This window comes from Bacillus sp. KH172YL63 (assembly GCF_011398925.1).
Taxonomy (GTDB): domain Bacteria; phylum Bacillota; class Bacilli; order Bacillales; family Bacillaceae_B; genus Rossellomorea.
The window spans coordinates 3,084,194-3,096,538 of record NZ_AP022842.1 but is presented as its reverse complement, the minus strand read 5'-3'; the positions used below and the strand labels follow the sequence as shown (position 1 = coordinate 3,096,538).

Here is a 12,345-nt window from a genome sequence, read left to right as displayed (position 1 = left end):
TTGTCGATGTTTGAACAAACGATGACTAGGCTGCACGAACTGATGATTGTTCTGTATGCTATTAGTATTCTCTTTTATTTTATAGATTTCTTAAACAAAAACCGGAAGGCGAATCTGTTTGCCTTCTGGTTACTTGCGATTGTTTGGGTCCTTCAAACAATCTTTTTATTTCTATACATGATGAATACAGGCAGGTTTCCGGTGCTCACCATTTTTGAGGGGCTTTATTTTTATGCCTGGGTGCTCATCACCCTGTCCCTCGTCATCAACCGCCTGTTAAGAGTGGACTTCACCGTGTTTTTCACAAATGTACTGGGGTTCATCATCATGGCCATACATACATTCGCGCCTGTGCAGGTGGAATCACAGGCAATGGCTGAACAGATGGTATCCGAATTACTATTGATTCACATTACGATGGCGATTCTATCATACGGCGCATTTTCATTGTCATTTGTATTTTCCCTGCTGTATCTTCTTCAATTTAAGTTGTTGAAAGAGAAGAAATGGGGACAGCGGTTATGGCGGATAAGCGATTTGTCTAAACTTGAGAAGATATCCTACATTTTGAATTCGATCGGGGTCGCGATGCTTCTCCTGAGCCTGATCCTCGGCCTGCAGTGGGCATACATCAAACTGCCTGAGTTTCTATGGTATGATCCGAAAATTATAGGATCTTTCATTCTATTGATTTTATACAGCAGTTACTTATACCTTCGCATTAAAAAGAATGTATTCGGTAAGTCGCTTGCTTATCTTAATGTTGCAGCCTTCTTGATCATCTTGATCAACTTCTTCTTGGCAAGTCGGTTGTCTTCATTTCATTTCTGGTATTCATAAGTTTTCAGGAGGTCATTATGAGAAAAATTATTGTTGGATCTAGACGAAGCAAATTAGCACTCACACAAACAAATTGGGTGATCGATCAGTTGAAGGCGATTGATCCTTCATACGATTTCGAAGTGAAGGAAATTGTCACAAAAGGAGATCAAATCCTGGATGTGACTCTGTCTAAAGTAGGCGGAAAAGGCTTGTTCGTGAAAGAAATCGAACAGGCGATGCTGGATAAAGAAATCGATATGGCGGTCCACAGCATGAAAGATATGCCGGCTGTCCTTCCTGAGGGTCTCACAATCGGAAGCATCCCTGAACGTGAGGATCACCGGGACGCCTTCATCAGCAAAAATCATGTTGCCCTTAAAGATTTACCGGGCGGGGCGATTGTCGGGACAAGCAGTCTCCGCAGGGGTGCACAAATCCTCGCGGCTAGACCGGACCTTGAGATCAAATGGATCCGGGGTAATATCGATACACGCCTTTCGAAGCTTCAGAATGAAGATTACGATGCGATCATCCTGGCAGCAGCAGGTTTATCAAGAATGGGATGGACTTCAGACGTAGTCACTGAATTCCTCGATCCGGATCTTTGCCTGCCGGCTGTCGGACAAGGTGCATTATCAATCGAGTGCAGGGAGGGTGACGCACAGGTCCTTGAACTGCTTGGGAAATTCGCATGCAGCGAAACGACTGCAACCGTGACGGCTGAACGTGCATTCCTTCATAAAATGGAAGGCGGCTGCCAGGTGCCGATTGCAGGTTATGCCGAGCTGAAGGAAAACGGTGAGGTTGCACTGACCGGGCTTGTCGCGTCTCCTGACGGCAAAACGATTTATAAAGAATACATGGTTGGGGAGAATCCTAAGCTTGTCGGTGAAAAAGTGGCCGAAAGTTTGACAAAACAAGGCGCAAAAGCGCTGATCGACCAAGTGAAAGAAGAGCTAGATCAATAATGAAGGGGCAGGGGCCTTTAGATCAGATAAAGGTTTTGGTCACCCGTGGAAATGAAGGCTCCAGCGATACCGGGGCCCTTATTGAGAAAGAGGGAGGGGTTCCGATCCTGGTGCCGCTCCTTCATTTCCAGCCTCACATAGATGCGTGGGAGACGAGTCTCCGTAACGCGATACATACATACGAATGGATTGTTTTTACGAGTAAAAACGGTGTGAAATTCTTCCTTGAAGGATTGAATCGTCTTGGGATTCCGTTAAGCTCTTACGCCGGGAAATTTGCGGTGGTCGGCAGTAAAACGGAAGAGGTTTGTCAATCACATGGAATCCCCGTCAGCTTTGTTCCGGATCAATTCACCGGGGAGGACTTTGCCGGAGAATTTCTGTCGAAAATGAAGCCGTCCGGTTCCGTCTTGATTCCAAAGGGGAACCTGGCAAGAGACGTGATTGCCACTGAACTGGCTTCTGCCGGGGTCCCTTGTCAGGAATGGATCGTATATGACACGGTCCTTCCCGATGAAAGCGTCGTTCAACTGAAGGATTTGATTCAAAAAGAGCAGGTAGATGTGATTACATTTACAAGCTCGTCTACGGTCCATCATTTTATGAAGGTGATTGAGGAGTACTCCCTGCATGATCAAATCAGGGGAGTCCCGATCGCCTGTATCGGACCGATCACGAAAAAGACTGCCGAAAAATACGGATTGCATGTAAATATTTGTCCGGAGATTTATACTGTTAATGAAATGGTGAATGAGATGAAATCCTTCATCTCTTCCCGATAGTCATATACTTAGGAGGCTTTTATCATGAAAGACCTGCAATTTAACCGTCATCGCCGCTTACGCCAAAGTGAAAGTATGCGTGCGCTGGTAAGAGAAACCCATCTGAGAAAAGAAGACCTGATTTATCCATTGTTTATAGTGGAAGGGGAAAATATCAAGAATGTTGTTCCTTCCATGCCTGGTGTTTACCATATCTCGCTCGATAACCTGAAAGCGGAAATGGATGAAGTCGTTTCCCTTGGCATCAAATCGATCATTCTTTTCGGTGTACCGGCAGAGAAGGATGAATTAGGGGGACAGGCGTATCACGATCACGGGATTGTACAGAGAGCGACAAGATTTGTGAAGGAACACTACCCGGAGCTTGTTGTCATCGCCGATACATGCCTTTGCCAGTACACGAGCCACGGTCATTGTGGGATCGTGAAAGAAGGAAAAGTCCTGAATGACGAGACGCTTGACCTTTTAGCCAAAACAGCAGTCAGTCAGGCAGAAGCAGGGGCTGATATCATTGCACCGTCTAACATGATGGACGGATTCGTGGCAGCGATCCGCCACGGACTGGATGAAGCGGGCTATCATGACGTACCGATTATGTCTTATGCCGTTAAATATTCTTCAAGCTTTTACGGTCCGTTCCGTGATGCGGCCCATTCCACGCCTCAATTCGGGGACCGGAGAACCTATCAGATGGATCCGGCGAACCGCATGGAAGCCCTTCGTGAAGCAGAATCGGATATGGCAGAAGGGGCGGATTTCCTGATTGTGAAACCGGCACTGTCCTACCTGGATATTATGAGAGAAGTGAAGGACCGTTTTAACGCACCTGTTGTTGCTTATAATGTAAGTGGGGAGTACAGCATGGTGAAAGCCGCGGCCCAAAACGGGTGGGTGAACGAACAGGAAATCGTCATGGAGAAGCTGACAAGCATGAAGCGTGCAGGAGCAGATCTCATCATTACGTATTTCGCCAAAGATGTAGCCAATTGGTTATCCTGATAAAGGGAACAATAGACGAGGAAAACCGAAAGACCACAAAAGGAGGAAACCCTATTGCGTTCATATGAGAAATCGAAGCAAGCGTTCAAAGAAGCAGTAAATCTGATGCCCGGCGGCGTGAACAGTCCGGTGAGGGCATTCAAATCAGTCAAGATGGATCCCATTTTTATGGAAAGAGGAAAAGGATCTAAAATTTACGATATTGATGGAAATGAATATATTGATTACGTCCTCTCATGGGGACCGCTGATTCTCGGACACAGCAATGACCGTGTGGTTGAATCAATCAAAAAGGTAGCGGAAAACGGGACAAGCTTCGGAGCCCCTACAGAAATCGAAAATGAATTGGCCAAGCTGGTGATTGACCGGGTGCCGAGCATCGAAGTCGTCCGCATGGTTTCTTCCGGAACCGAAGCGACGATGAGTGCACTTCGTCTTGCCCGCGGTTACACAGGCCGTAATAAAATCCTGAAATTCGAAGGCTGTTACCACGGTCATGGGGATTCATTATTGATCAAGGCAGGCTCCGGCGTCGCGACGCTTGGACTGCCTGACAGCCCTGGAGTGCCTGAAGGTGTGGCGAAGAATACGATTACCGTCCCTTATAATGACTTAGAAAGCATCCGTTATGCTTTCGAACAATTCGGAGACGACATTGCGGCCATCATCGTTGAGCCGGTTGCAGGGAATATGGGCGTTGTCCCTCCTCAGCCTGGTTTCTTAGAGGGACTGCGTGAAACCACAGAGAATCATGGTTCCCTGTTGATCTTTGATGAAGTAATGACCGGATTCCGTGTCGGGTACGGATGTGCGCAAGGCTTTTACAATGTGACACCTGATTTGACCTGCTTAGGAAAGGTGATCGGCGGAGGTCTTCCGGTCGGAGCGTACGGCGGAAAAGCTGAAATCATGGAAAGAATCGCGCCAAGCGGTCCGATCTATCAAGCGGGTACATTATCAGGGAATCCGCTTGCCATGACGGCAGGTTATGAAACACTCAGCCAGCTGACACCGGAAACGTATGAAGAGTTTGCCCGCAAAGCGGATATGCTCGAAGAAGGATTGAAGAAAGCAGCAGAAAAGCACAACATCCCTCATCGTATCAATCGTGCAGGCTCCATGGTCGGGATCTTCTTCACAAACGAAGAAGTGAACAATTACGACGGTGCGAAGTCTTCCGATTTAGAAATGTTTGCCGATTACTACCGTGAAATGGCGAATCAAGGAGTATTCCTGCCACCTTCACAATTTGAAGGCCTGTTCCTTTCAACTGCCCATACGGATGAAGATATTGAAAAAACCCTGCAAGCAGCAGACAAAGCGTTTGAGAAAATCAGCAAGAAGTAATAGATAAAGCCGGTCCTAAAATTTGGACCGGCTTTTTTTGGTTCCATCACCCTCAGCTGAATAACATCCTTAAACTTGCGACAACTTTTCGTTAACTATCATATTCCGCCTTTTGCGTTCATAAAGTGATAATGGCATTGTTTACTATTTCTTTGTTTGGAACATGAAAGGAGGAATTTCTTTGTCACACGAACAACAATCGTGCTTACGATTTTCTTTGGAAGAATCAATTTGGTTTAAAAAAGGACAGGAAGTTGAAGAACTGTTATCCATCTCCTTAGATCCCCATATAACGATTCAAGAGCAAGAGCAATATGTACTTATTAGGGGCAGCCTTGACCTCTCTGGTGAATATTTGCCAACCTCTCTACGTGAAGAGGAAGATGACGGGTTCGAAGGGGGCGGGAAGTTCGTCCAGACTGTGGAAAAGAGGGAGAAAGGGGAGTATGAGTTTGTCCACCGCTTCCCGGTCGATGTGACCATCCCGAAAAACCGGATTGCAAGCCTCGGTGATATTGATGTGTACGTCGAATCATTTGATTATCATGTGCCTGAAAATGCGTGCCTGAAATTGAATGCCGATCTGACGATTACCGGTATATATGGAGAACAGCAAACCCATACGCCCCTTGAGGCCGAGTATGGCAGGGAAGAAGAATTCGAGCCACTGTACAGGTCTGCGGCCGTAGCAGAAGTGGAGGAAGAAGTGGAAACGGAAGAGGAAAGAGAAGAAGTGTTCGAGTACGGCATCTACTCTGAAAGTGACGAGACGTCGACCGTTGAAGAAGAAGAGGCGGAATCGGAAGCGGAAGAGGAAGAATACCGGCCGTTCAGCCTGGAAGGGAAGACGCCGCCTAAGGAAGCGGAGGACGAAATTCCTGTTCAGATCCAATACGATGCCCAACCGGCTCATACGTATGAAGAAATCGACTACCGGAAAGAAAATGTCTTCCAATTGCCTCAACATGAACTGAGTGAGTCTTCTGAAGAGCAGCATGCAGAACCGAAGGCTGTCTATACCCCTCCGCCGAAGCCTAAGGCCCAGGAAGCGGAGGAAGAAGAATCCTCCTCATCCTCTTCAGCTGAAATGGAAGAAAGCGGCGAAGAGCAGGATGAAAAGAAAAAGACAAAAGGCAAGAAGAAATATGAAACGATTTCACTGACAGATTTCTTTGCAAGGAAAGAAGAGGAAAAAGGCGCAACCCTGCGTGTATGCATCGTCCAGGAGGGAGAGACCCTTGATTTTATCGCTGAGAAGTATGACTTAACAATCCCTCAGCTGTTAAGGGTCAATCAGCTTGAGGCCAACCAGGATGTATACGTCGGGCAGGTTCTTTACATCCCGAAAAGCGAATTTGTCTTCAAGGGATAAAATGTCAAAGCAATGTCAGCATGACGATGACATTCTTTTATAAACGAAAAGACGGGGCTGACACCAGGATGATTGGAGTTGGCCCGTTTTTTTTAGGGTGAATGTTATGAAGCATGGATGGCATGACCTGAATACTGATGAACAGAATAGAAATCTTAGAAGGTGAGAGGAATGGTACAAACGCTCGATGGATTAAAGCCTGTATTGCAGCCTTATGGCGTCGAACCACATTTTGTGGAAAGCTACGGGAAGATCTCGAAGGTTTTCTCCAACAAGGGTACCCTGGCGGTGAAGCAGCTCCCTGCACAGAACGGAGTGGATTTCGTCCGGAATGTACAGCTGCTTTTTCAACGGGGCTACAACCGGATCGTCCCCATCTATCCGACCCTTGATGGACGGTACGCCGTGTGGAATGAAGGCGATCTATACTATGTGATGCCATGGCTTTTGAATCAGGAAAGGGAAGACAGCTTTGAGAAGCACCAGAAAATGTTCAGGGAACTCGCCCGCCTCCATTCTCTTTCTTCTCAGGAAGTCAAGATCGATAAAGAAGAGAGGGAGTCCCATTATGACCTGCTCACATCGAGGTGGGATAAAGAGCAGGAATTCCTTGATGAGTATGTAGAAGCTTGCGAGAAGACGACGTATATGTCCCCGTTTCAGCTGCATTTTTGTATGTACTATAAAGATGCGTCACAGGCTTTGAAATTTTCCCGAAAGATGCTGGATGAATGGTACGAAGAAACGAAGGAAATGGAGAAGGTCAGGACCGTCATCACCCACGGAAAGGTATCGACGGAGCATTTCCTGTTCGATGACCGGGGGATGGGGTATTTCCATAACTTCGAGAATTCAAAAATCGGCTCGCCGTTTCACGACCTGCTGCCTTTTTTATCAAGGACGCTGAAAACGTATCCGAAGTATTATGAAGAATGTGTCGAGTGGCTCACTACGTATTTCCATCATTTTGCCGTCCGGAACGAGGAGCGGCTCCTGTTCATGAGTTATTTAGCGTATCCGAGCTCAGTCATCGCAGTGGCGGAGAAGTACTTCCATACACCGAAGGATAAGAGGAATGAAAGGAAGTCGGTCAAGAAGTTGCAGCGGCACTACTGGCTTCTGAAAAATACAGAATATGTCGTCATGCGTCTCGATGAAATGGAAAAGAAAAAGAAGGAACAGGCACAGGCAGCCGAGGGAGAATAAAAAAAGGACTGACGAATGTCCCCATTTCGTCGGTCCATTAAATCCAGTCGAAATAAATGGCAAGGCCGATGCCGATGAAAAGCGTCAATAAGAGCACATCAAAGGTGGTAGGGAGCAAAATGGTCCTGATTCCTTGAAAAATTGAAAAGGGGATGATGAACTGTTTACAAATCAACCGGGCGGTTCCCATCCATTTCTGAAGGGTATATTGATTGATTTTCTTCAAAGTGGTCCACTCACTTTCCTGGGTATTTACACTACTTTATCTTATGATTTCGATACATATTGGTGCCGGGTATAGGCGATTTGAATATTTTTCATGAAAAATGCCAATAATGATTGACGAAAGTTTATCTTATCCTATACTATAATGAGTAACTGAATAATATGCGAAAAGCAATGAACAGGAAGAGTACATTGATCCTTACTTTCAGAGAGGAAAATCGTTTGCTGAGAGATTTTCTACGTTAAGACAATGGAAGGTCGCCTGGGGAGCTGTTTCTATGAATGTCAGTAGTAGAAGCCGGTTAGAAGCCGTTATGGAAGTCGAGCGTTCAGGAGGCTGTATTCTCCTGAGAAAAAAGGTGGTACCGCGAATGGAATCCTTCGTCCTTTTACAGGACGGGGGATTTTTTTATTTTTTTAGAAAAGTGTATGATTTCATACGATGATATAGGAGGAATTTCAATGGAAACGCAAGATCAACAATTATCGATGCCGACGAAATACGATCCGAATGCGATTGAACAAGGCAGATACAAATGGTGGCTTGAAGGAAAATACTTCGAAGCAGCAAACGACAAGGAGAAGGAGCCGTATACAATCGTCATTCCTCCTCCGAACGTAACCGGAAAGCTTCACCTGGGTCATGCCTGGGACACGGCGCTTCAGGATATCCTGACAAGAATGAAGCGGATGCAGGGCTATGATGTCCTTTGGCTTCCTGGAATGGACCACGCAGGTATCGCCACACAGGCAAAAGTGGACGAAAAACTCCGCAATCAGGGGATTTCACGCTACGACCTTGGCCGTGAAAAGTTCGTTGAAGAAACGTGGAAGTGGAAGGAAGAATATGCAGAGCATATCCGGGCACAGTGGGCGAAGGTAGGACTCGGTCTTGACTACAGCCGTGAGCGCTTTACGCTTGACGAAGGATTATCTGACGCAGTTCAGAAGGTATTCATCGACCTTTATAAAAAAGGATTGATCTACCGCGGCGAATACATCATCAACTGGGACCCTGCAACGAAGACGGCCCTTTCTGACATCGAGGTTATCCATAAAGACGTTCAAGGCGCGTTCTATCATATGAGATATCCATTGGCTGATGGAAGCGGACATATCGAAATTGCCACAACCCGTCCGGAAACGATGCTCGGAGATACTGCCGTAGCGGTACATCCGGAAGACGACCGCTACAAGCATCTGATCGGAAAGACCGTGACACTTCCAATCGTTGGCCGTGAAATCCCGATCGTCGGCGACGATTATGTGGATATGGAATTCGGATCCGGAGCGGTGAAAATCACACCAGCTCATGACCCGAATGACTTTGAAATCGGAAACCGTCATAACCTGGAACGCATCCTTGTGATGAACGAAGACGGGACGATGAACGAAAAAGCAGACAAATATAACGGCATGGATCGTTTTGACTGCCGTAAGCAGATCGTGAAGGACCTTCAAGACGCAGGCGTCCTCTTCAAAATCGAAGAGCATATGCATTCGGTTGGACATTCTGAGCGAAGCGGAGCGGTGGTTGAGCCTTATCTTTCTACTCAATGGTTCGTTAAAATGGACACATTGGCAGAAGAAGCGGTTAAACTTCAAGAAGGTGAGAACAAAGTTAATTTTGTTCCTGAACGTTTTGAAACATCCTACCTACGCTGGATGGAAAACACCCGTGACTGGTGTATCTCCCGTCAACTTTGGTGGGGACACAGAATCCCTGCATGGTACCACAATGAAACTGGTGAAATGTATGTAGGGAAAGATGCACCTGAAGATATCGAAAATTGGACCCAGGAAGAAGACGTGTTGGATACCTGGTTCAGTTCGGCATTATGGCCATTCTCAACGATGGGCTGGCCTGATCTGGATGCAGAAGACTTTAAGCGTTATTACCCAACGAACACACTTGTTACAGGGTACGATATTATTGGCTTCTGGGTATCGCGGATGATTTTCCAAGGGTTGGAGTTCACCGGAGAAAGACCATTCAAAGATGTTCTCATTCATGGTTTGGTCCGCGATGCAGAAGGACGTAAGATGAGTAAATCACTAGGAAACGGTGTAGACCCAATGGATGTCATCGAAAAGTACGGATCCGATTCCCTCCGTTACTTCCTGACAACCGGAAGTTCACCAGGACAGGATCTTCGCTTCTCATTTGAAAAAGTGGAATCTGTTTGGAACTTCGCGAATAAGATCTGGAACGCTTCCCGATTCGCCCTGATGAATATGGATGGCATGACATACGAAGAAATCGATCTTTCAGGTGAAAAGTCGGTTGCCGACAAGTGGATCCTTACCCGCCTGAATGAAACGATAGAAAATGTGACTCGTTTGGCTGACCGATATGAGTTTGGTGAAGTGGGCCGACTTCTTTACAACTTCATCTGGGATGACTTCTGTGACTGGTATATTGAAATGGCGAAACTGCCTCTGTATGGAGAGGATGAAGCAGCTAAGAAAACGACACGTTCGATTCTTGCTTATGTTCTCGACAACACAATGAGACTTCTTCACCCATTCATGCCGTTTATTACCGAGGAAATATGGCAGAACTTGCCGCATGAAGGCGAATCCATTACGATCGCAGCATGGCCGACGGTTCAAGATGAGTTTACAGACAACGAAGCAGCTGAAGAAATGAAGCTTCTTGTCGACATCATCCGCGCGGTTCGTAACGTACGTTCTGAAGTGAACACACCGATGAGCAAGCAGATCAATTTAATGTTGAAAGCGAAGGATGCCCGTACGCTCGGTATCATCGAAAGAAACCAGGCGTATATCGAGAAATTCTGTAATCCTGAGAAGCTTGAAATGGGTACAGATTTAGAAGCGCCTGAAAAAGCGATGACAGCCGTCGTGACCGGAGTAGACTTATTCCTTCCATTAGAAGGCTTGATCAATATTGAGGAAGAAGTTGCCCGTCTTGAGAAAGAACTGGAAAAATGGACGAAGGAAGTATCCCGCGTTCAAGGCAAGCTGAACAACGAGAAATTTGTCAGCAAAGCCCCTCAAAACGTAGTAGATGAGGAAAAAGCAAAAGAAAAAGATTATCTTGAAAAGCAGGCAACAGTAAAAGCAAGAATTGAAGAACTAAAATCAGTATAAAACCTGCTGAGTATAAAGGGTAAGACGAGGGCTATTGGTTTCAGGATGGATCGGGAGAGGCAGTATCTCCTGATCCATACTGGAAAAAGCCCTCTTTTTTCATGATAATAATGGGAGTGAAGCACATGCTAACCTATGAACAAGCAGTGGAGTGGATCCATTCCAGGCTGAGACTGGGAATCAAGCCTGGCCTTCAGCGGATGAATCATTTATTGAAAGAACTGGGCAACCCTCATGAAAAGCTGAGAACGGTCCATATCGGCGGGACGAACGGAAAGGGATCAACCGTCACCTACGTCCGCCATATCCTCGAAGAGTCAGGCTACACGGTGGGGACGTTCACTTCCCCTTATTTCGAGCGCTTCAATGAGAGAATCAGCGTCAATGGGCAACCTGTTTCAGATGAAGCGCTCACCGAGCTGGTTGAAAAGATTAAGCCAATTGCAGAGGCAATGGAACACACTAAATGGGGTGGACCGTCTGAATTTGAAATCATTACGGCCATGAGCTTCTATTATTTTGCTGAAATGAACTTGGTTGATCTCGTCCTTTACGAAGTCGGCCTTGGGGGCAGACTGGATTCGACGAATGTCATCACACCGATGGTTTCGGTCATCACGAGTATCGGGCTTGATCATATGCAGTTCCTGGGCAATTCACTTGAAGACATCTCTTATGAAAAAGCCGGTATCATTAAAAAGAACGTGCCGGTCATTTCAGGGGTGGATCAGCCGGAAGCGAAGTCGGTAATCAGAAAAAGAGCGGCCGAAATGGGCAGTGAGCTTTTCGAACTTGGGGATGCTTTTTCAGCAGAGCGGGTCGCGCTGCTTGAAAAGGGAGAACGGTTCCAGTTCAGTTCACGGGTACGCACTGAAGTTTATGAGCTGTCCATGCTGGGGACGCACCAGATCAATAATGCGGCGATCGCCCTCAAAGTGGTTGAGCTCCTGAAGGAAACAGAAGGATTCGATACAGACGTGGAGAACTGGAAGTCTGGCTTGATGAAAGCAACGTGGCCAGGGAGGATGGAAGCATTGTCGGATGATCCGCAAATCTATATCGACGGTGCTCACAATCCGGAAGGTGTGAAGGCGCTGGTGAAAACAATCGGGGAGAGATTTACAGATAAGAAAGTATCGATCCTTTTTTCAGCCCTTCACGACAAAGAGCTGAAGCCGATGATCACGCAATTGGGAGCTGCAGCAGATCAAATCGCTTTCACGACCTTTGAGTTTCCAAGGGTCGCATCAGCGGAAGAACTTTATGAAGCATCGGCGCATCCAAATAAAGAGAAAGTCCCTCACTGGAAAGACTACTTGAAAAAGAAAGTTCAGGAAATGCACAGTGAGGAAGTGCTGCTCGTGACAGGATCCCTCTATTTTCTTTCAGAAGTGAAGCCATTCCTGTCTGTATATCTTGAAAATTATAGAAATAATAAGTGACTTTAGTGAGGGTATTTGATAAAATATTCTTAAACTTGTGACTATTTAACTACGACTTTTACTAATTT

The 12,345-nt window shown here is 46.3% G+C and carries 10 protein-coding genes and 1 other annotated feature; of the genes, 9 read left to right on the top strand and 1 reads right to left on the bottom strand.

The features are described 5' to 3' along the window. Positions 1 to 6: 6 nt before the first annotated feature. From KH172YL63_RS15875 to ysxE, 7 genes are all read left to right on the top strand, one after another. The gene (locus KH172YL63_RS15875; protein WP_173107018.1) at positions 7 to 840 is read left to right on the top strand and encodes a cytochrome C assembly family protein; all 834 of its coding nucleotides are present in this window, start codon (positions 7 to 9) and stop codon (positions 838 to 840) included. Between the two features lie 17 nt (positions 841 to 857). Further along, entirely contained in the window at positions 858 to 1,790 is a 933-nt protein-coding gene (hemC, locus tag KH172YL63_RS15870) for a hydroxymethylbilane synthase (protein WP_173107017.1), read from the top strand. Next, entirely contained in the window at positions 1,790 to 2,572 is a 783-nt protein-coding gene (locus KH172YL63_RS15865) for a uroporphyrinogen-III synthase (protein ID WP_173107016.1), read from the top strand. Before hemC ends, KH172YL63_RS15865 begins: the two co-directional genes overlap by 1 nt. Before the next feature lie 24 nt (positions 2,573 to 2,596). Further along, positions 2,597 to 3,571, top strand: coding sequence for a porphobilinogen synthase (hemB, locus tag KH172YL63_RS15860; RefSeq protein WP_173107015.1), 975 nt, complete (start codon positions 2,597 to 2,599; stop codon positions 3,569 to 3,571). Positions 3,572 to 3,625: 54 nt separating this feature from the next. After that, on the top strand, positions 3,626 to 4,918 hold the full coding sequence (gene hemL / locus KH172YL63_RS15855; protein ID WP_173107014.1) for a glutamate-1-semialdehyde 2,1-aminomutase: 1,293 nt from the start codon (positions 3,626 to 3,628) through the stop codon (positions 4,916 to 4,918). A gap of 181 nt (positions 4,919 to 5,099) precedes the next feature. Continuing rightward, positions 5,100 to 6,290 carry a stage VI sporulation protein D gene (gene spoVID, locus KH172YL63_RS15850; RefSeq protein ID WP_232066043.1) on the top strand — a complete coding sequence of 397 codons (1,191 nt, stop codon included), beginning with the start codon at positions 5,100 to 5,102 and terminating at the stop codon, positions 6,288 to 6,290. A gap of 171 nt (positions 6,291 to 6,461) precedes the next feature. Further along, positions 6,462 to 7,496: a spore coat protein YsxE gene (gene ysxE, locus KH172YL63_RS15845; protein ID WP_173107012.1), complete on the top strand. Its 1,035-nt coding sequence runs from the start codon at positions 6,462 to 6,464 to the stop codon at positions 7,494 to 7,496. Positions 7,497 to 7,533: 37 nt separating this feature from the next. Here ysxE and KH172YL63_RS15840 read toward each other — a convergent pair whose 3' ends face one another. Next, complete coding sequence (locus KH172YL63_RS15840) at positions 7,534 to 7,722, bottom strand: hypothetical protein (RefSeq protein WP_173107011.1); 189 nt, start codon at positions 7,720 to 7,722, stop codon at positions 7,534 to 7,536. A gap of 164 nt (positions 7,723 to 7,886) precedes the next feature. After that, positions 7,887 to 8,113, top strand: a binding site (T-box leader). Between the two features lie 70 nt (positions 8,114 to 8,183). Here KH172YL63_RS15840 and KH172YL63_RS15835 point away from each other — a divergent pair. Continuing rightward, positions 8,184 to 10,835, top strand: coding sequence for a valine--tRNA ligase (locus KH172YL63_RS15835; RefSeq protein ID WP_173107010.1), 2,652 nt, complete (start codon positions 8,184 to 8,186; stop codon positions 10,833 to 10,835). 125 nt (positions 10,836 to 10,960) lie between these two features. Further along, positions 10,961 to 12,277: a bifunctional folylpolyglutamate synthase/dihydrofolate synthase gene (locus tag KH172YL63_RS15830; RefSeq protein ID WP_173107009.1), complete on the top strand. Its 1,317-nt coding sequence runs from the start codon at positions 10,961 to 10,963 to the stop codon at positions 12,275 to 12,277. Positions 12,278 to 12,345: the final 68 nt, after the last annotated feature.

Excerpts from the sequence above, each read along its gene's own strand:
- KH172YL63_RS15830 (WP_173107009.1), top strand. The coding sequence starts at position 10,961 with ATGCTAACCTATGAACAAGCAGTGGAGTGGATCCATTCCAGGCTGAGA.
- KH172YL63_RS15865 (WP_173107016.1), top strand. The coding sequence starts at position 1,790 with ATGAAGGGGCAGGGGCCTTTAGATCAGATAAAGGTTTTGGTCACCCGT.
- KH172YL63_RS15875 (WP_173107018.1), top strand. The coding sequence starts at position 7 with ATGTTTGAACAAACGATGACTAGGCTGCACGAACTGATGATTGTTCTG.
- KH172YL63_RS15835 (WP_173107010.1), top strand. The coding sequence starts at position 8,184 with ATGGAAACGCAAGATCAACAATTATCGATGCCGACGAAATACGATCCG.
- hemC (WP_173107017.1), top strand. The coding sequence starts at position 858 with ATGAGAAAAATTATTGTTGGATCTAGACGAAGCAAATTAGCACTCACA.
- hemB (WP_173107015.1), top strand. The coding sequence starts at position 2,597 with ATGAAAGACCTGCAATTTAACCGTCATCGCCGCTTACGCCAAAGTGAA.
- ysxE (WP_173107012.1), top strand. The coding sequence starts at position 6,462 with ATGGTACAAACGCTCGATGGATTAAAGCCTGTATTGCAGCCTTATGGC.